Origin of the sequence: Candidatus Kaistella beijingensis, assembly GCF_020084865.1 — a bacterium.
Lineage (GTDB): Bacteria > Bacteroidota > Bacteroidia > Flavobacteriales > Weeksellaceae > Kaistella > Kaistella beijingensis.
In genome coordinates this window covers 2,385,047-2,403,805 of sequence record NZ_CP071953.1, presented here as the reverse complement: position 1 = coordinate 2,403,805, position 18,759 = coordinate 2,385,047, and the positions used below count along the sequence as shown (strand labels likewise).

The 18,759-nt window shown below is 36.6% G+C and carries 17 protein-coding genes, 1 other RNA gene and 1 pseudogene; 5 read left to right on the top strand and 14 right to left on the bottom strand.

What is annotated here, in order from left to right; translation table 11 throughout:
* Nucleotides 1–96: 96 nt before the first annotated feature.
* From rlmD to speB, 5 genes are all read right to left on the bottom strand, one after another.
* Nucleotides 97–1,506, bottom strand: a complete 1,410-nt coding sequence (rlmD, locus tag J4771_RS11170; protein WP_224135080.1) for a 23S rRNA (uracil(1939)-C(5))-methyltransferase RlmD — start codon at nt 1,504–1,506, stop codon at nt 97–99.
* A gap of 293 nt (nt 1,507–1,799) precedes the next feature.
* A complete protein-coding gene (locus J4771_RS11165; RefSeq protein WP_224135079.1) occupies nt 1,800–2,219 on the bottom strand; it encodes an SH3 domain-containing protein in 420 nt (139 codons plus the stop codon).
* A 6-nt stretch (nt 2,220–2,225) separates the two neighbouring features.
* Nucleotides 2,226–2,705, bottom strand: coding sequence for a BON domain-containing protein (locus J4771_RS11160; RefSeq protein ID WP_224135078.1), 480 nt, complete (start codon nt 2,703–2,705; stop codon nt 2,226–2,228).
* Nucleotides 2,706–3,119: 414 nt separating this feature from the next.
* Nucleotides 3,120–3,734: an alpha-ketoglutarate-dependent dioxygenase AlkB family protein gene (locus J4771_RS11155; protein ID WP_224135077.1), complete on the bottom strand. Its 615-nt coding sequence runs from the start codon at nt 3,732–3,734 to the stop codon at nt 3,120–3,122.
* A gap of 148 nt (nt 3,735–3,882) precedes the next feature.
* Entirely contained in the window at nt 3,883–4,740 is an 858-nt protein-coding gene (gene speB / locus J4771_RS11150) for an agmatinase (RefSeq protein ID WP_224135076.1), read from the bottom strand.
* Between the two features lie 136 nt (nt 4,741–4,876).
* Here speB and J4771_RS11145 point away from each other — a divergent pair, with 136 nt between their 5' ends.
* Together J4771_RS11145 and J4771_RS11140 are read left to right on the top strand one after the other, a co-directional pair.
* Complete coding sequence (locus J4771_RS11145; RefSeq protein ID WP_224135075.1) at nt 4,877–5,275, top strand: PH domain-containing protein; 399 nt, start codon at nt 4,877–4,879, stop codon at nt 5,273–5,275.
* Nucleotides 5,276–5,307: 32 nt separating this feature from the next.
* Nucleotides 5,308–6,945: a serine hydrolase domain-containing protein gene (locus tag J4771_RS11140; protein ID WP_224135074.1), complete on the top strand. Its 1,638-nt coding sequence runs from the start codon at nt 5,308–5,310 to the stop codon at nt 6,943–6,945.
* 57 nt (nt 6,946–7,002) lie between these two features.
* On the opposite strand, the gene J4771_RS11135 is transcribed toward J4771_RS11140, so the two are convergent.
* The 8 genes from J4771_RS11135 to J4771_RS11100 form a co-directional block, all read right to left on the bottom strand.
* Nucleotides 7,003–8,394, bottom strand: coding sequence for a type III PLP-dependent enzyme domain-containing protein (locus J4771_RS11135; RefSeq protein ID WP_224135073.1), 1,392 nt, complete (start codon nt 8,392–8,394; stop codon nt 7,003–7,005).
* A 122-nt stretch (nt 8,395–8,516) separates the two neighbouring features.
* The gene (locus tag J4771_RS11130; protein WP_224135072.1) at nt 8,517–9,140 is read right to left on the bottom strand and encodes a thiamine diphosphokinase; all 624 of its coding nucleotides are present in this window, start codon (nt 9,138–9,140) and stop codon (nt 8,517–8,519) included.
* 126 nt (nt 9,141–9,266) lie between these two features.
* On the bottom strand, nt 9,267–9,836 hold the full coding sequence (locus J4771_RS11125) for a cob(I)yrinic acid a,c-diamide adenosyltransferase (RefSeq protein WP_224135071.1): 570 nt from the start codon (nt 9,834–9,836) through the stop codon (nt 9,267–9,269).
* 338 nt (nt 9,837–10,174) lie between these two features.
* Nucleotides 10,175–11,014, bottom strand: coding sequence for an alpha/beta hydrolase family protein (locus tag J4771_RS11120; RefSeq protein WP_224135070.1), 840 nt, complete (start codon nt 11,012–11,014; stop codon nt 10,175–10,177).
* Between the two features lie 100 nt (nt 11,015–11,114).
* Complete coding sequence (locus J4771_RS11115; RefSeq protein ID WP_224135069.1) at nt 11,115–12,008, bottom strand: ribokinase; 894 nt, start codon at nt 12,006–12,008, stop codon at nt 11,115–11,117.
* A gap of 66 nt (nt 12,009–12,074) precedes the next feature.
* Nucleotides 12,075–12,722 carry a DUF4241 domain-containing protein gene (locus J4771_RS11110; protein ID WP_224135068.1) on the bottom strand — a complete coding sequence of 216 codons (648 nt, stop codon included), beginning with the start codon at nt 12,720–12,722 and terminating at the stop codon, nt 12,075–12,077.
* Nucleotides 12,723–12,724: 2 nt separating this feature from the next.
* Nucleotides 12,725–13,093 carry a GIY-YIG nuclease family protein gene (locus J4771_RS11105; protein WP_224135067.1) on the bottom strand — a complete coding sequence of 123 codons (369 nt, stop codon included), beginning with the start codon at nt 13,091–13,093 and terminating at the stop codon, nt 12,725–12,727.
* Nucleotides 13,094–13,187: 94 nt separating this feature from the next.
* Nucleotides 13,188–15,806, bottom strand: coding sequence for a valine--tRNA ligase (locus tag J4771_RS11100; RefSeq protein WP_224135066.1), 2,619 nt, complete (start codon nt 15,804–15,806; stop codon nt 13,188–13,190).
* A gap of 131 nt (nt 15,807–15,937) precedes the next feature.
* Here J4771_RS11100 and J4771_RS13330 point away from each other — a divergent pair, with 131 nt between their 5' ends.
* Together J4771_RS13330 and J4771_RS11090 are read left to right on the top strand one after the other, a co-directional pair.
* Nucleotides 15,938–16,435: a DUF1573 domain-containing protein gene (locus tag J4771_RS13330; RefSeq protein WP_224135065.1), complete on the top strand. Its 498-nt coding sequence runs from the start codon at nt 15,938–15,940 to the stop codon at nt 16,433–16,435.
* Between the two features lie 78 nt (nt 16,436–16,513).
* Nucleotides 16,514–17,384 (top strand): annotated as a pseudogene (locus tag J4771_RS11090) (polyphosphate kinase 2 family protein).
* 89 nt (nt 17,385–17,473) lie between these two features.
* On the opposite strand, the gene rnpB reads toward J4771_RS11090, so the two are convergent.
* Nucleotides 17,474–17,802: RNase P RNA component class A (gene rnpB, locus J4771_RS11085), an RNA gene on the bottom strand.
* A 115-nt stretch (nt 17,803–17,917) separates the two neighbouring features.
* Here rnpB and J4771_RS11080 point away from each other — a divergent pair.
* On the top strand, nt 17,918–18,754 hold the full coding sequence (locus J4771_RS11080) for a mechanosensitive ion channel family protein (protein WP_224135064.1): 837 nt from the start codon (nt 17,918–17,920) through the stop codon (nt 18,752–18,754).
* The last annotated feature ends 5 nt before the right edge of the window (nt 18,755–18,759 follow it).

Sequence of the window (18,759 nt, the reverse complement as noted above, 5' to 3'; positions counted from 1 at the left end):
CCTATACAAATGTCGTCATCACTTGTACATGAAAACAGTGAAGTTAAAAAAACACACAGAAAAAATATTTTCAGGAATTTCATCTTTCAAATGTAGTTAAATCTTCACCAAAAGTGCAATATTCTCCACATGATGCGTTTGCGGGAACATATCTACCGGAAGAATTTTCAGTAATCGATAATGCTCTTTCATCAAAGCCAAATCTCTTGCTTGAGTCGCGGAATTACAGCTTACGTAAACGATCTTATCCGGAGAAAGTTTCAGAATCTGTTCCACCACTTTTTGATGCATTCCGTCTCTTGGTGGGTCGGTAATCAAAACATCTGCTTTTGGATGATGGGCCAAAAAATCGTCATTGAAAATATCTTTCATATCGCCGCAATAAAAGGTACAGTTCGAAAGTCCGTTCAATTCAGCATGCTCTTTTGCAGCGTCAATCGCTTCCTGAACTGATTCGATTCCGATGACTTGTTTTGCGTTTCTTGCTACATATTGTGCAATCGTTCCTGTTCCGGTGTATAAATCATAAACTACTTCATGTCCTTTCAAATCGGCAAATTCCAAAGTTTTTCGGTAAAGATTTAAGGCTTGTTTATAATTGGTTTGAAAGAAAGATTTTGGTCCGATTTTAAATTTTAACCCATCCATTTCTTCCATCAAAAATCCGTCGCCAAAGTAGGTTTGAACATTTTGATCATAAATCGAATCATTTGGTTTTGAATTTATGACGAAAACCAAAGTCTTAATTTGCGGAAATTCCTTTAATATAAAATTGAAAAGTTTTTCACGATTTTCTTTTTCCTCACGGAAAAGTTGGAATAAAACCATCCACTCTCCTTTGGAGTTTTGTCGCATCATCAAAGTTCGCAAGAAACCTTGCTGATTTTTCACGTCGAAAAACTCCAATCCGTTTTCCACGGCATACTTCTTAACAGAAGGCCGGATGGAATTGGAAGGTTCTTCCTGAAGCCAACATTCCTTTAGATCAAGAATCTTGCTCCACATTCCGGGAATATGGAAACCGAGCGCATTTTTATCTCCAAAATCTTCACCGGAACTTACCTCATCGAAAGTTAGCCAACGTGCATTGGAAAAGGAGAACTCCATTTTGTTTCTGTAAAAATACTGTTCCTCGCTTCCCAAAATTGGCAACGTTTCGAAATCAACAAGTCCACCGATTCTTTTGATATGGTTGTAAACCTCGTCCTGTTTAAATTCGAGCTGCTTTTCATAGGAAAGATTTTGCCATTTGCAGCCGCCACAAACTCCGAAGTGAATACATTTTGGTTCCACTCTGAAAGGAGATTTTTCAACGATTTCCAAAGCTTCACCTTCTGCGTATTTTGACTTGGATTTTTTGACACGAACATTTACAACATCACCCGGAACTGCGCCAGAAACCAAAACCGTTTTTCCTTCCTCGGTTTTACCTACTGCAACGCCTTTTGCTCCTGCTGAAACGAGTTTGATGTTTTCTAAAACAATATTTTTATTTTTCTTTCTCATTGGAAATTTTAGTGGAACAAAAGTAAGGTTTTAAAATAAAATCCGCAGAATACCCACTTTAATAATGTAAAAACTTTTGAATTTTTCGTGACATTCAAAATTAGAAGCAGCCAGGACAAGCGATGGTAGCGGAAATCCTTTTTTGCGGCGGCTTCGCCGCCGCAAAAAAGATTGCAGTGTACAGCGCGGTCCCGAAAAATTTACCTCGGATGAAGCGTCGGCAAATTTTTTCGGGATGGCCCATAAAAAAACCCCTGAAAATTCAGAGGTTTCAATTTGTTGGTTGTCGAGAATTAAGCTCTCAAGTATCTTGCATAAGCATAACCTTCTTCTCCATCGGCAGTTTTTACTTTCCACCAATCGTCGGATGTTTGCTCTACCAAAGTTACAGACTCCCCTTTTGCCGCTTTTCCTACGATTGCAGCTTCTGTTGAAGGCTCTTGTCTGATGTTTAAGTTAGAATCTTCTGTAGCAACAGTTAAAGCGGCTCCTGCAGCTAAACCTGCAACTTGCACGTCAACATTGATATCGGAAGCAGAATACGTGGAATCGATTGCTCCAAGTGCGTTCCAAACTGCGTCTTTTGCAGCGGTAGAACCTGCATTTCCTGAAACATAAAGAATTCCGTCCTGTTCTGAAACCTGAAGGTTAGAAACTCCTGCAGACTGCGCTGCAGCGATTACGCTTGCGTATTTATCTTGTAATGCACTCATTTTCAATTATTTTACTGTGTAATTATAGTTTACTTTTCCTGCTTTCAAAGCGTCAACCGACATTTTTATTTTTCTTGCTTGCTCTGGAGAAACGTTTCCTGTCAAAGTCAACTCACCATTTACCACTTCTACTTTTACTGAAGGGAAATCTTTAACAGCGTCAGTTACTTTTTGCTGAACAGCTGGATCAACTGCAGAAACTGTTTCTACCACTACAGGAGCAGCGATTGTTGACATATCCATTACATCTTTAATTCCTGGAATTGCCTTCAAAGAAGCAATCATTGCATCTTTAGAAGCTTGGTCAGCGAAAGTTCCGCTCAAGTGAGCTGTTCCGTCTTTTACCTCAACAGAAGCGTTTGGATTAGAAGTTACTACTGTTGTAGCTTGAGTTTGAAGTTCTGCATCAGAAACTTTTTTCTTACAAGCGATTGAACCGAAAGACACTGCAAGTGCCAAAGCTGCCATTGCGATTGTTTTTTTCATAGTTGAATTATTTAATGTTTATAAAAAAATTTATGCTCAAATTTACTAATAAATTATATGCCGATTTCCTAAAAAAATATAAATTTTTCTTAAAATTTTTACAAATGATTCAGAATCAAGAGGAATGTTTTTGCAGGCAATCTTTTCAAATATAATGAATTTAAAATTAAAGAGTTGATGTTTGAAAATTCGTATAATTTTTATTGAGATTTTTCACAAGAAAATGTTTTAGGTGAAAATTCCTTCCTCCATTTTCCCTGATCCTAAAGAGAGCAAAGAAAGGAATTTTCTTAGCGTTAATTAACTTTAAAGTGTGTATTTTCTATAGAGTATGACCGTTGATAAAATTAAAAATTCAAACTCCCTTTAGGGTTAGGGAAATTTTGAATTTTTAACTGATGTTAAACCCTTTATTTAATAGTTTACAATCGTTCGGAAAGTCAGATTTATTCTTGGTGTGAAAACTTTTTTGGTTGGTGGAAGTCGATGCAGCCAAAATGATTGCGTTTCGTCTTTCATGACAAGCAAGCTTCCGTGTTCTAGGATGAGTTCTACTTTTTCCTTCGTTTCTTTATGTTTGAAGGAAAATTTCCTTTCCGCTCCTAAACTTAAGGAAGCGATTGCGCCGTCTTTCTTTAAATCTTTTTCGCCGTCACTGTGATAAGCCATTCCTTCGCTGCCGTCGTGGTAAAGATTGAGAAGGCAGGAATTGAATTTTTCTCCCGTTTTTTCTTCCGCCATTTTTTTTAATTGAAGAAGTTCTTTCGTCCACGGAATTGCTTTTTTGGTGGAGTTGGAATAAGTGTATTCAAAATTTTCGTCACCGTACCACGCGACTTTTCTTTTGGTTAAAATTTTCTTCCCGAAAATGACTGCTTCATCATTTTTCCACTCAATCGTTTCTAAAAGAGTTTGATAAAATTTATCCGATTGCTTTTGGTCTAAAATTTTTCCGTAATAATTCACGGTTCCACCTTTTGGGAGGAGATTTATTTCAGCATCAAAATTTTGGTCGAATAAAGTTTGCATGTTCAAAACTAAAAAAATCGTGCATTTGCGACAGAAAATTTTCTTGCCACTAATGTACGAATTTGCTGTTTTATTTTTTGGAAAAACCTGCGGTTTTGGACAGATCACGATCTGTACTTACAAAAATCGCAATTTGTCCTTACACCAATCACGATTTGTCCTTACAATGATAATACGCCAACATTTTATAATACAGTTTCGCCGCCAAAAACGCAGTCGGTTTGGAATACGGCGAATCCATTAATTCCACAATATCGAATGCGACAACGTTGCATTTTTCGAAAACTTTTCTCAACAATTCCAGAGTTGGATACCATTGTAATCCACCCGGTTCAGGAGTTCCTGTTGAGGGCGCAATTGAAGGGTCGAAAGCATCCAGATCAATCGTGATATAAACGTTTCCTGAAACTTTTGCCAAAACATCATCTATCCAATTGGGATTCGTAGCAATTTCGTGCGCCCAAAAACATTGTCCTTTCGGTACGTATTGCATTTCTTCAACATCGCAAGAACGAATTCCAACCTGAACCAAATTATGTTTTTTGTTCGCCTCAAAGACCGCACATGCATGATTGGAAGTGGAACCGTGAAAATCGGGACGCAAATCAGTGTGTGCATCCAATTGCAAAACGGTAAGATTTTCAAATTTTTCACCAACTGCACGAATCGAACCGATGGAAACCGAATGTTCCCCGCCGAAAAGTGTGAAAAGCTTTCCTTCATGCTGCAACATTTCCTTTGTTTTTTGGTAAACTGCTTCTGTCATTGCTTCGGGTGAAGAATTTTCAGAAACTTCTCCCGCCATCCAAACTCCTTCCAAATAAGGTTCTGTTCCAGTTTCTATGTCGTATAATTCCATATTTTCGGATGCGTCTAGGAAAAGTTCGGGACCTTTGTCGGCTCCTTTTCCCCAAGTTGAAGTTCCGTCGTAAGGAACCGTGACCAACATTACTTTCGAGTTTTCAAGGGTTGCGTTTTCTTCGGGAATTCCTGCGTAAGTGTTCATGAGTGATGATTGATAAAAGATGATTGATATTTGAAAGGCTCAAAGATAAGAAAATGTTGGATTTGATTGGGTTTGAAATTATTTTCAAAAGTTCAAAAAAAATTCCGATTTTTACTAAAATGTATTTAAAAAAATTATGAAAAAAATTCCTGTAAAATACGGCATAGACACATTTATAATTATTTTGCTGCCCTTTTTGTTTATCATTTCTGAAAGCATTCCGAATGAAAAATTTTCGGGGATTTTAGTTTCTTTCGCAGTTTTAGCGTTTGTTTGTTGGGTGATTTTTGGAATTCAGTATTTTGTGGATGGACAACTTTTAATCATCAAAAACAGTTTTTTTGGGAAAACGAAAATTGATATTAATGAAATCACCAAAGTTGAAAAAACTTCAAATATGCTTTCATCTCCCGCTCCGTCGCTTACAGGGAGAATTGAAATTTATTACGGAAACAAAAGCATCGTGATTTCTCCAAATTTTTTTGAGGAATTTAAAAATGAGTTACTGCGAATAAATCCTAATATTAATTTTTAAGATTAAACAAGCAAAAGAAAATTTCAATGATTATGAAAACCAAATTCTTTTTCCTTCTACTTTTAACCTACTTTTTAGTAATTCCCGCTCAAGAAATTACAGGTTCTTGGAAAGGTGAACTCGAAATTCAAGGTGCAAAACTTCCGCTGATTGTTCATTTCTCAAAAAATGATTCAGTTTATAAAGGAACATTGGACAGTCCGAATCAAGGCGCAACAGGAATTCCGATGGATAAAGTAGAATTTAATGACAAGAAAGTTTCATTTGAAATAAAAAGTATTGGGTTGCAGTACAATGGAACTTTAAAGGATAAAAAAGTCGATGGAACTTTTTCGCAAAACGGTTTCAGCACCAATTTAAGTTTCGATTTTTATGAAAATAAAATACCAACAAAAACAGTTTCTTCTCTCGGTGAAAATATTGAACCTCAACTGAACAAAGTCAATAATTTTCTCGACTACCTTGAGAAAAATAATATGGAAGCAGGTGGAATTTCGATTTTTAAAAACGGAAAGGAAGTTTTGAAAAGAACTTTCGGACAAAAAAATCTTCCTGATTATAACACCGAAAATCACCTCTTTCAAATTGGTTCCATTACCAAGACTTTCACTTCGGTAATGCTGCATCAACTTGAGAAAGAGGGAAAACTAAAACTTTCGGATAAACTTTCCACATATTTTCCCGACCTACCAAATTCCGAAAAAATTAGTCTTACTCAATTGCTGAATCACACTTCAGGAATGGCGGATTATGTGAAAAAAGAGGAAGACTATTTTTGGTTAATCCATCCTGCAACCGAAAAACAGATTATGGATAATATGAAATCCCAAAAATTGTTGTTTAAACCTGGAATATCTTATTCTTACTCGAATTCAGGATATTATTTGTTGACCAAAATATTGGAACAAGTCTCCAAAAAATCATTCGCTTCTAATTTGGAAAAGAGAATTTTAAAGCCTTTGAAATTAAAAAATATTTACAGCGTATCGCATAATCCGAACGGAGTATACCCATCTTTTTCGTTTGAAAATGGTTGGAATAAAGTGGAAGATTTTGATTTCAAAAACGTTATCGGAGTTGGAGATATTGCTTCTGAACCGACTGATTTAAACATCTTCATCACTGCACTTTTCGAAGGAAAAATTTTGGATAAATCAACCGTTGAAAGCATGAAACCAGCAAAAGACCAAAAATTCGGAAGCGGAATTGCAACCGTTCCTTTTTATAACAAACCCTTTCTCGGGCACAGTGGCGGAACTTACGGAACCAACTCTTTGATGATTTTCAATGCAGAAGATAATATCGCAATTTCCTGCTCCTTAAATGCGAAAAGAATTACTTCCAACAAATTTATTACAGGAATTTTGAGTTCACTTTACGGTCTGGAATTCGAGTATCCCGATTTTAAAAACAAGGAAATTTCAGCAGCCGAACTTCAGAAATATGTGGGTGAATACGTGTCAAAGGAAATTCCGCTTGATTTGAAATTCTTTGTTGAAAATGGAGTTTTGAAAGCACAAGCAACGGAACAACCTTCATTTCCGCTTGATTACAAAGGAAATAATGAATTCACTTTCGATAAAATTTATGTGAAAGTTATTTTCAATCCTGAAAAATCCACCTTAATAATGGAACAAAACGGGTTGAAATATAATTACACAAAAAAGTAAAAATTTCACGGAAAAAGAATTACAGATAACGCATTCGTATTTCGGATTTCGTAATTCCTAATATCCCAACAATTTCAAAACCTCTTCCGGTTTCTGTTCCTCTCGGAAAAGGGTGTACACAAAATTTCCATCTTCATCTTTGTCGATGAGAATATGTTTCGGTTGCGGCATCAAACAGTGATGAACTCCGCCGTAACCACCGATGGTTTCCTGATAAGCTCCTGTGTGGAAAAATCCGATGTACAAAGGTTTTGTGTCGCTAAAAACAGGAAGATAAATGGCGTTCGTGTGTTGTTCAGAATTATAATAATCGTCGGAATCGCAAGTTAATCCACCCAAGAAAACTCTTTCATAAGTATCGTCCCATCGATTCAATGGAAGCATGATGAAGTGTCGGGAAATCGCCCAAGTATCGGGTAAAGTCGTCATGAATGAGGAATCAATCATGTTCCATTTTTCTCGGTCGTTTTGGCGTTTTTGGGAAATAATTTTGTACAAGTGACCACCACTTTCACCCACCGTAAAACTACCAAATTCGGTATAGATATTGGGTTCTTCAACACCTTCTTCCTCGCAGAATTTTTTGATTTGCGACACAATTTCATTCACCATATATTGGTAATCGTAATCGAAATTTAAAGAAGTTTTTATCGGGAAACCGCCACCAATATTGAGGGAATCAACTTCCGGCGCAATTTTTTTCAAACGTGCATAAACTCGGAGACATTTGTAAAGTTCGTTCCAATAATACGCCGTATCCTTAATTCCGGTATTGATGAAAAAGTGCAGCATTTTCAAACGTGCATTCGGATGTTCCGCAATTTTTTGGCTGTAATAAGGAATGATGTCTTTGTAACCAATTCCTAAACGGGAAGTATAAAATTCAAACTTCGGTTCTTCTTCTGAGGCGATTCTGATACCGATGTTGAAATTCACGTCAATGCTTTCCGTAAGTTTGTCCAGTTCACGGTAGTTATCGAGAATTGGGGTGATATTTTCAAAACCGTTGTTGATTAAATCTGAAATTTTCTGAAGATAATCATCGGTTTTAAAACCGTTACAGATTACTTCAACGTTTTTATCGAATTTTCCTTTGTCATAAAGCGATTTCACAATATCCATGTCGTATGCAGAAGAAGTTTCAATCGAAATGTCGTTTTTCAAGGCTTCTTCCAAAACGAAGGCAAAATGGCTGGACTTGGTGCAGTAGCAATAACGGTAACTCTTCTTGTAATCATTGATTTCAAAAGCTTCTTTAAACCAAGCTTTCGCTCGTTGAATGTTCATTGAAATCTTCGGCAGATAATTAAATTTCAGCGGTGTCCCAAACTGTTCGACAACGTCCATCAAAGGAATTCCATGAAATTGAAGTTGATTTTCCGCCACACTAAATTCTTCGGTCGGAAAATAAAGGGTTTGGTCAATAAGTTCTGAATATTTAATTTTCATTCTTTAAGATTTGAAATTTGAAGTTTGAAATTTGAGATTAAAACTGCGTTGCAAATTTGGGAAAAAAAGTTGGTATTATTGGTGGATGGTTCTTTAATATTTCTTCATAAAATCCAAACAGATTACCTTCCCACAAAAACCACCAAATCACCCTTTTCAAATTCAATCGAAACCTTTTCTGCAACAGCGAAATTTCTTGTTCCGATTCTTGAAGTGACGTCCAAATCTTCTTTGTTTAAGGCCCAATTCAAACCTTTTGTAGCAACGTTTTTACATTTTGGAAAAGGGTAAAGCGAAATCATTTTTCCTTTTACCTTTTCTAAAACTAAAGATTTCGGTGAAAAGAAATAGGTGGAATACTCATCGAAAAAAGTGAGTTCTAAATCATTTTTGAAGCGAAAAGCAACGGTTAAATTTCCGAGAAAGTGATCCATTTCTCCGCCACTTCCGCCGTAAACATCCACTTTTCTACAACCTTTTTGTTGAATGATTTCTAAAGATTTTTCAAAATCGGTTTTGTTTTGGTCGGGTGTGTAAATGAATTTTTCCTGATACACTTTTTCATCATTTCCGGTATGCGAATCAAAGTCTCCGGAAATGAAATCAAGTTTTTCAACTGGGAAATTTTTCTGTTTCAAATAGTGAAAAGCTCCGTCGGAACAGGCGATTAAATCATAGCCATCTGTTTCGGGTAGGTTTTTTGGAGGTAGTCCGTTGATGAATAATATTGCTTTTTTATTGTCCACAGATTTTCACGGATTTTTTTTAAATTCTTTTCTGATGGTTTCACCAACGGCTATTCAAATTGAAAACCTTCGGTTTTCGGACAATTGACTCCGTCGAACCACTTCGTTAGGTTTCACGCTTTGTCCCTACCTGTCATTGGGATTCCAATATTCTTCTTTTTCTTTGTTTAATTTTGAAACATATCTCGCCAAAACAAACAGATAATCAGAAAGTCGGTTCAGATATTTGATCAGTTCTGGACGAACTTCTTCGCTTTCATTAAGGAAAACCAAACTGCGTTCTGCTCTTCTGCAAACGGTTCTGCACACATGAAGAGCCGTTGCAGATTTTCCGCCACCGGGAAGAATGAAATATTGCAAAGGCTCTAATTGAGTTTCATATTCATCCATCCAATTTTCCAATTCTTCGATTTCAGTTTCGGAAATCATTAATGTTAACCGTGATTTTCCGTTTGCTAAAGTGAGTTTGTCGGTTGGTGTAGCCGATTCAGAACCAAGTGTAAATAAATCAAACTGAATTTTTTTGAGCTGATTCAAAACCTTTTCATCGGTGATTTCGCTTTTAGCCAATCCGATAAAAGAGTTCAGCTCATCAATATTTCCGTATGATTCAACTCTTGCAGATGCTTTGGAAACTCTTTTTCCGCCGTAAAGTGCGGTGGTTCCCTTATCGCCCGTTTTGGTGTATATTTTCATTAGAATTTACTTGGATTTTCTTCAACGGTAAATTTAGTGATTTAAAACAAGATGAAATTTTAGAACCTGTTTAAATTTGTATCAAAAATGATTTGTTGCTTTATTTTTCTCGCAGATTACGTAAATCTCGCAGATACATGATGTTAAAATCTGCTAAATCTGCTGATCTGCGAGATTTTATAGATCAAAGACAGAGAAATAGCATTATAAGAGATACAGGATTAATTTAACGAAATCTAAACAGGTTCTTAATACGCATTAATTGACCTCTATTTAAAATCCTTACCTCCAAAAAAATAGCTCTAAAAGCTAAGTTAAAGATTTTAAATTCGACAACGTTAAAGTTCATCCAAAACAATATTCCACAAAATTTTATTAAAACTTCTGAAAAAATTGATATGACCGATTTCCCTTTTTGGTGACTCTGAAACTTTTACTTCACGATAGGTTTTCTTCAAATTAGGATAGCCTTTGTTCATCAAACTTTCCATACCTTTTTTGGTTACCCAAGGATCGTCTTCGGCGTGAATAATAAATGCTTCCTGGGTTAAAGTTTTCGAGTAATCGTTCTCAATTTTTTCAAAAAGTCGGCTGGTTGACTTTTTATTGAGAATCAAAGTTCGCCAATCGTAAGCGACTCCTTTCGGCAAAGATTCGCCCAATCCGAAAAAATGTGCCGGAAAATAACCAAGCAATTTCGTGGTAGCCGGAAGCGCAACTCCAAAACCAAAAAAAGCGGTAACCGCGACTTTCCAGGGGAGATTTCCGATGTAGGCATCTTGAGTACCGACAAAGATGAATTTTTCGAATATGATAGAATCTTCATTCATCCCCAAAATTAAGGCACCGACAGAATGACCGAGACAGAACTTCCTATAATTTTGATAATTTTGTTTAATGAAATTGGTAAGCGTTTTATAACCTTTGGTTCCCCAAATTCTCATAGAAGCATTGAAGCCTTTTAGATTTTGAGGTTTTGATTCGTTGATTCCTCGATAATCGTAAGTGAGTACGGTATAGCCGTTTTCCGCCAGATATTTGGCAAACGAAAAATAAACCTGTTGTTTAACTCCCGTTGCTGAATTGATGAGCAACACTTTTCCATTGGAAATTTCAGGCTCAAAAAGCTTTACAGAAAGTGGAAAGTTGTCTGAAGTTTTTAGCGTTAGTTCTTTCATTTCAGAAAAAATCCACTTCAAATAAAGTGGATTATTATTTTTTTAAAATTAAGAATTTCCCTTTGATTAATAGAAATTTTCGGTATGTGGAAAATAGGATTTAACTCTCAATAAAATCTTTCAGATAAGGCAAACCTCTTTGTGAACCTCTGTTTTTGGCAACTTTTAAAGAGACATCATTTCCAAATTTCACACATTCATCAATGGAGTTTCCGTGACAAAACGCGACTGCAAAACCCGAAGTGAACGCATCTCCCATTCCCATTTTATGCAGCACAGAATCGTGGTCGTTTCGGTAATACTTCATTTCCGAACCGTTGAAATAAGTCGTTGAGTTGGAATCATCCCGCACAAAAAGTTTGTTGGGATATTTTCGCAAAATTTCTTCCCTTGGCTCATCACCAAATACAATGGAAAGTTCGTTGCTTTTAGAAACAATGAAATCTACGCTTTCTATAATTTGCTGTGATAATTTTTTTGCAGGAGCCGCATAAATTCCGATTTTCTTTTCGTGTCGTTTTGCAAGTTTCACGGTATATTCAACCACATCCATCGGAATCTCAAGTTGCAGTAAAACTAAATCTGTAGTTGAGAAAAACTTTTCAGCAACTTCAACGTGTTTTGGTTGTAAGCAATAATTGGAAGCGGGAACTACAACGATACTGTTTTTTCCGTGTGCAGCAGTTACATACGCTGTTCCGGTTGCAGCATCTTCCGTTTCAACAACATAACCAACATTTACGCCTTCATCCACCAAATTCCGCAAAATTTGTTGACCGAGCGGATCCATTCCGACGCAGCCGATAAAATAAACACTTGCTCCAAGTCGCGAAGTTCCCACCGCTTGATTCGCACCTTTGCCGCCGAAGAAACTCTCGGATTTTTGAGCCATTACGGTTTCATTCGGGAGCGGATGATGTTCAGTATTGAGTACCAAATCTATGGAGGAACTGCCTACAACTATGATCTTCGGTTGCTCTGAAGAGATTTTCATTCTTGCTTTTTTAAAGATTTTTCAAGTATAACAAATATATATCTTAAATGCGATTTACAAAATCATTTAACTTTCATCAACTTGAATTTCGATAAACTCGGTGATAATTTTTATGGGTTGATTATCTTTTCCGAAACCGATATAACTTGCATAAAACCCTTCACCATAACCTGTTTCGAACGCAAAAATATTTCCGTTTTTCTCTTCATCGGGTTTTAAAAATGCATATTGGTCAATTGCTCCGTTTTCGTCAAAAAAATGCTGATGGAAAAACTCCTCATAAATCCCCATGAAATCCGCACCCTTCCTGTGAAATAATTTCTTTTCTAAATGGTTCAAACAATCTTGTGTTTCCACGTCCATGAAACAGCCCATCCCGCTTTGTACGGGATAGCCGAAGATTTCTTCTCCTTTCAACTCATCGATATTTTGACCTTCTGTGGTCGCCATATTCCACTCGGAAATTTCGTCGCTTCCGAAAATAATTTCAACGTAAGCAATACAATTTGACTCCCTTTCTTTATGTACAAAAACAGGAAATTCACCCATTGGAAAATTTACTTTGAATGCATTCATTTCGCTTGTAATCAGCGGATCACAAGCAACTAGTTTTCCGGTGGGAAGATTGATTTTCCCGGCTTCAAAGGTTTCTAAAAGTGGTGATTCGATGAAGTTTTTTGAGAATAATTTTGCAATATTATTAATGTGGTTCATTTTTATGAATTTGTAGATTTGTCAGGCTGAGCGGAGTCGAAGCCTTTTTCAATTTTATCTTTTTCAAAATTTTTATGATGACTTTCGTTTTGACAAATTGAAAGAGAAGGCAGCAAATGCCAATTATTATTAATAATAGCTTCCTTCTTCTTTCTACTCCATCCTTTTACTTGTTTTTCAAAAGAAATCGCTTCATTGATATTATTAAATTCACAATAAAAAACCAATTCTACAGGTCTTCTATTGTGAGTATAACTCTCGGGAAAACTTCCAGATTGATGTTGAAACAGCCTATTTTCGATATCACTTGTAACTCCGGTATAATATGAGTTATCTGAACATCTCAATATGTAAACATAATAAGTTTCCATTTTTTTTAGCTCAATATAAAAACGCTTCGACTCCGCTCAGCGTGACACTTTTCAACAACTTTGCACCATTGAACAAGTTGAACAAAATTGAACATTACAGCGTTCTCAATTTTTCTTCAAGCAGCGAAATCTTTTCCATCGCGTCGCGTTTTTTTTTCAATTCTACATCGACTACATTTTGTGGAGCTCCTGCCATGAATTTTTCGTTGGAAAGTTTCTTTTCAACGGAGTTTAGAAATCCTTTTAAATGTTCGAGTTCTTTTTCCGTTTTTTCTTTTTCTTCCGCTAAATCGATATTTTCACTTAAAGGAATGGAAACTTCTGTGGCTCCAACCAAAAAGGTGAAACTTGGTTTATCGGTTTTTTGTCCGAAATTAATGTCAGAAATATTGGCTAATTTTTTCACTAATTCCTCATTGCTGAAATTTGCAGCATTGGTAAAAATTTCCACATTTTCTCTTGGCGAAATTCCTTTTGACTGACGGTAATTTCGCACCCCTGAAATCAGTTCTTTTGAGGTTTCGAAAGCTAAAATAATATCATTGTTAAAAGTTTCTGCTTTTCTTTGTTGTGAAATGACCAAAGCATTTTCTGGTGTTCTTTCCGAGATATTTTGCCACAATTCTTCCGATAAAAACGGCATGAAAGGATGTAGCAATTTCATTAATTCCTCGAAATAGGAAATTGTTTTATCATAAACTTCTTTAGAAATCGGCTCACCGAAATTTGGCTTAATGGCCTCCAAATACCATGAACAGAAATCGTCCCAAATGAGTTTATACACCAAATGCAAAGCATCTGAAATTCTGAATTTCTCAAATTGGTCGGCAATTTCGACAATGGCTTTATCCATCTGATTTCCGAACCATTCTATCGCTTGATTGTCTGAACTGTTTGCTTTTATATTTTCGTCTTTTTTCCAACCTTGAATTAATTTGTAGGCGTTCCAGATTTTGGTGGCAAAATTTCTTCCCTGCAACATCAAATCTTCGTCGAAAAGCAAATCGTTTCCTGCAGCGGAACTCAACAAAATACCTACACGAACTCCGTCTGCGCCGTATTTTTTAATCAATTCAATTGGATCGGGTGAATTTCCGAGTGATTTCGACATCTTTCTTCTTTGTTTATCCCGAACAATTCCCGTGAAATAAACATTTTTGAAAGGAACTTCTTTTCTGTATTCCAAACCTGCCATAATCATTCTCGCTACCCAAAAGAAAATAATATCGGGACCAGTCACCAAATCTGAAGTCGGATAATAGTAATTGATGTCCTTGTTTTCAGAATCGAGCATTCCGTCGAAAACCGAAATCGGCCATAACCAAGAAGAAAACCATGTGTCGAGTGCGTCTTCATCTTGCTTTAAGTCCGAAGTTTGAAGTCCGAAATCCGAAGTCTTTTGCTTCGCCAATTCTAAAGCTTCTTCAATCGTTTCGGCGACTACGAAATCATTTTCGCCATCTCCATAATAATAAGCAGGAATTTGCTGCCCCCACCAAAGTTGACGAGAAATATTCCAATCACGGATGTTTTCCATCCAATGTTTATAAGTGTTTTTGAACTTTTCGGGGTGAAATTTCACCTCATCATTCATCACCACATCCAATGCAGGTTTAGCGATTTCCGACATTTTCAAGAACCACTGAACGGAAACTTTCGGTTCAATTACCGCTCCTGTTCTTTCTGAAGTTCCTACTTTATTGACATAATCTTCAGCTTTTAAGAGCAGACCTTTTTCCTCTAATTCTTTGGCAATTAATTTTCTTACCTCGAAACGATTTTTTCCGTTATAATGAAGTCCGTGTTCATTTAAATTCGCGTCATCATCAAGGGAATCAATCATTTGCAGATGGTGACGCTGCCCGATTTCGTAATCGTTGGTGTCGTGAGCAGGTGTAATTTTCAACGCTCCCGTTCCAAATTCAATATCCACATAATCATCCTCGATAATTGGAATGACACGATTCGCGATAGGAACGGTAACTTTTTTACCCTTTAAATGAGCATATCTTTCGTCATTTGGATTGATACAAACTGCCGTGTCCCCGAAAATCGTTTCAGGACGGGTTGTTGCAACGGAAAGGAAATCTTCAGACCCTTCGATTTTATATTTTAAAAAGTACAGTTTTCCGTTTTGTTCTTTAAAAATAACCTCTTCATCGGAAATGTTGGTTTTAGCTTCCGGATCCCAATTGACCATTCGGTAACCTCTGTAAATCAATCCTTTATTATACAAATCGACAAAAGATTTGATCACTTGCTGTGAAAGTTTGGGCTCCATTGTAAAACGGGTTCTTCCCCAATCGCAAGATGCGCCAAGTTTTTTCAGCTGTTCCAAAATGGTTCCCCCGTATTTATCGGTCCATTCCCAAGCATGCTTCAGGAATTCTTCTCGAGTAATGTCGGATTTGTTGATTCCTTCCTCTTTCAGTTTTGCCACCACTTTTGCTTCCGTCGCAATGGAAGCGTGATCGGTTCCCGGAACCCAACAAGCGTTGAAACCCTGCATTCTGGCTCTACGAACCAAAACATCCTGAATCGTGTTGTTCAACATGTGTCCCATGTGAAGAATTCCCGTCACGTTTGGTGGCGGAATTACAATCGTATAAGGTGGTTTTTCGTTGGGTTCGGAGTGGAAATAATTATTTTCGAGCCAGTAACTGTACCATTTCTGCTCAGTTTCCTGTGGATTATATTTGTCTGAAATCTGCATGAAATATTAAATAAATATTAAAATATGTGCAAAAATAGGGTAAATAAAAATTTTTCTAATGATTAATAAAATAATTTTTAACTTTGTCTCTCAAAATTTATCAAACATTTAATCAAAAACAAATTAAGAATATGAAAAAGATTTTCGCAGGTTTATTTTTAACCGCATCTTTCGCATTGGCTTCGGCACAAACAATTTCATTCGATAAAACGACAATTGATTACGGGACAGTAAAAAACGGTGCTGATGGTCATAGATTTTTCACTGTGAAAAATACCGGTGACAAACCTCTTATTATTTCTAAGGTTCAGGCTTCTTGCGGTTGTACAACTCCCGAGTGGAGCCAAGACCCGATTATGCCGGGAAAAACTTCTCAAATTAAAGTGGGATACAATACGACAATCGTTGGTCCTTTCCAAAAATTGATCCAAGTTTACTCTAATGACCCTGCAAATGTTACCGCTGCAATTAACATTAAAGGAACTGTAGAAGCACCGGGACAAGCTCAAGCTGCAGAACTAAAGAGTGATGTTGCCGTTTCAAAAACTGCAGCAGTAGAAGAAGCTGCAAAAGCAGCTAAAGCAAAAAAGGCAGTTAAGAGAGAGGCAAAAAAGGCAGCAGCTCTATAATTCTCAAGATTAAAAAATAAAATACAAAATCACTTCGTTATTGGAGTGATTTTTTTTATTTTTAATAAAAATTAAATTATGGATTTAGATTTCAGCGACAATTACATAGTGAATAACAAGTTTTCAATTTCTGATGCAGATACAGAATACAAAGGGAACCTTTCCAAAGATGACGGCAAAAAAATTCTTGAGGAAGAAAAAGTAAAACTTCGTGAGCTTCAGGAAAAACTCTATGCAGATGGAAGCAAGTCTTTATTAATTGTCATTCAGGCGATGGATGCGGCTGGAAAAGATTCTTTGATTGAGCATGTTTTCGGTGGCGTAAAATCCGCAAGGATGTGAAGTGACGAGTTTTAAAGCACCGAGTTCAAAAGAATATTCCCACGATTTTTTATGGCGTCATTATATCGCACTTCCTGAAAAAGGCAAAATCGGAATTTTCAACCGAAGTCATTATGAAAGTGTCTTGGTCTGCAAAGTTCATCCTGAATATAATCTGAGTGAGAAAGTTTGGAAGTCGGTTTCAGATTTTGATGACAAATTTTGGGAGAACCGTTATGAAAGCATTAGAAATTTTGAAAAACATTTGGCGGAAAACGGAACCACAATCGTAAAAATATTCCTAAATGTTTCTAAAAAGGAGCAGAAAAAAAGATTCCTCGACCGAATTGACGAGCAGGATAAAAACTGGAAATTTTCTTTGGGCGACTTACCTGAACGTGCATTGTGGGACAAATACATGAAAGCGTACGAAGAAGCCATCAACGAAACCTCAAAAAATCATGCACCCTGGTTTGTAATTCCTGCGGATGACAAATGGTTTGCAAGAGTTGCCGCAATTCAGATTATTATTGATGCTTTGGAAAGAATGGATTTGAAGTATCCTGTACTTTCGGAGAAAGATCAGGCAGCGTTGCAGGAAGCGAAGGCGAAGTTGGAGAGTGAGTAGTTTTTTTGTTTGTATTTTGGTATGTTGGTGAGTTTAATACTGAGTAGAGCGTGAAGAGTGTGAAGTAACTTGAAAGTAAAAGAGAAAAACCCACAAGAAAAACTGTAAGCCGGATTCTGTCTCCCGCCGAAACGGGACGCTTGTTATTTATCTGCGTTTTACATTGCTGCAAAACTTGAGCTGTTTACCCCTCGGTTTTTGGAGCGAGCAACTCCTATTTTTCATTGCTGAAAAAAATCCGATATACTTAACATTGCACCGCAAAGAGTTTACCTGATTTCACTATAAATGAATATACATTCTTTCTGTTGCACTGGTCCTGATCTTGCGACCGACGGATGTTATCCGCTTTGCTGCTCTTTGGTGTCCGGACTTTCCTACCCTCGAAAATTCGAGAATCAACAAGCCATTTTTCTTGTGGAATGCAAAGATACGTTTTTTGTGGGTGTGGTGGTGAGTGGGTGTGTTGGTGAGTTTTTGGAGAGAATTTTGCTGATAAGAAAAACTTCAACAAGAATATTTAAATTTGTGGTATGAATTATTTTAGTGTTGTTTCCTCGGTTCTTGAAAGATGGTATTTGAAATTTGCCCAGTTTACTCCAAAACTGATTGTGGGCCTTATCGTCTTCACTTTCTTTTTAATGGCCAGTACCTTCTTAAGCAAAGTCACTGTAAAACTTTTTAACAAACTTTTTCCAAAAAGCAGAAATTTTGAAACCGTTGCAAGTTTGGCGGGCTTTTTCCGATTCATGATCATTCTTTTCGGAACTTTTGTAACACTGGAAATCATGGGATTGAGCAGCTTTTTCATGAAGCTTTTAGGAAGTTTGGGAGTTGCAGGTATTATTGCGGGTGTCGCGTTAAAAGATTTGGTTTCATCAATGTTTTCCGGAATTTTAGTGGGAATCGACAAGTCTTTTAAAGCGGGCGATGTGGTGCAAATCAGCAATATTACAGGAACTGTTGAAGAAATTGGTTTTCTCACCACCAAAATAATTGCCGACGACGGAAAAAAAGTTTATTTACCCAATCAATTGATTTTCAATTCACCGTTCATTAATTTTTCAGCTTCAGGAAACCGAAAAGTATTTATCGATATTGAAATTCCGAACACTCAAAATCTTGAAAAAGCGAAGGAAGTTATTTTGGATGAAGTAAAGAAATTTGATTTCGTGGATAATTTGAATTCGGCTCAAGTGGTATTATTAAAGCAAAACTTAGGAATTTTCACCGTTGAAGCCCAATTTTGGATGAAACAGGGGAAAAACATTACTTTAATAAGAAGTGAAGCACTTTTGAGGATAAAACAGCGACTGGATGATGAAAAAATTTCGATGGTGAATCCGGATAATAAATCAGGAAATTCTTAACAAGA

Bases quoted from the DNA above. Each gene is read 5' to 3' on its own strand.
- rlmD (WP_224135080.1), bottom strand. From the start codon at position 1,506: ATGAGAAAGAAAAATAAAAATATTGTTTTAGAAAACATCAAACTCGTT.
- J4771_RS11165 (WP_224135079.1), bottom strand. From the start codon at position 2,219: ATGAGTGCATTACAAGATAAATACGCAAGCGTAATCGCTGCAGCGCAG.
- J4771_RS11160 (WP_224135078.1), bottom strand. From the start codon at position 2,705: ATGAAAAAAACAATCGCAATGGCAGCTTTGGCACTTGCAGTGTCTTTC.
- J4771_RS11155 (WP_224135077.1), bottom strand. From the start codon at position 3,734: ATGCAAACTTTATTCGACCAAAATTTTGATGCTGAAATAAATCTCCTC.
- speB (WP_224135076.1), bottom strand. From the start codon at position 4,740: ATGAACACTTACGCAGGAATTCCCGAAGAAAACGCAACCCTTGAAAAC.
- J4771_RS11145 (WP_224135075.1), top strand. From the start codon at position 4,877: ATGAAAAAAATTCCTGTAAAATACGGCATAGACACATTTATAATTATT.
- J4771_RS11140 (WP_224135074.1), top strand. From the start codon at position 5,308: ATGAAAACCAAATTCTTTTTCCTTCTACTTTTAACCTACTTTTTAGTA.
- J4771_RS11135 (WP_224135073.1), bottom strand. From the start codon at position 8,394: ATGAAAATTAAATATTCAGAACTTATTGACCAAACCCTTTATTTTCCG.
- J4771_RS11125 (WP_224135071.1), bottom strand. From the start codon at position 9,836: ATGAAAATATACACCAAAACGGGCGATAAGGGAACCACCGCACTTTAC.
- J4771_RS11120 (WP_224135070.1), bottom strand. From the start codon at position 11,014: ATGAAAGAACTAACGCTAAAAACTTCAGACAACTTTCCACTTTCTGTA.
- J4771_RS11115 (WP_224135069.1), bottom strand. From the start codon at position 12,008: ATGAAAATCTCTTCAGAGCAACCGAAGATCATAGTTGTAGGCAGTTCC.
- J4771_RS11110 (WP_224135068.1), bottom strand. From the start codon at position 12,722: ATGAACCACATTAATAATATTGCAAAATTATTCTCAAAAAACTTCATC.
- J4771_RS11105 (WP_224135067.1), bottom strand. From the start codon at position 13,093: ATGGAAACTTATTATGTTTACATATTGAGATGTTCAGATAACTCATAT.
- J4771_RS11100 (WP_224135066.1), bottom strand. From the start codon at position 15,806: ATGCAGATTTCAGACAAATATAATCCACAGGAAACTGAGCAGAAATGG.
- J4771_RS13330 (WP_224135065.1), top strand. From the start codon at position 15,938: ATGAAAAAGATTTTCGCAGGTTTATTTTTAACCGCATCTTTCGCATTG.
- J4771_RS11080 (WP_224135064.1), top strand. From the start codon at position 17,918: ATGAATTATTTTAGTGTTGTTTCCTCGGTTCTTGAAAGATGGTATTTG.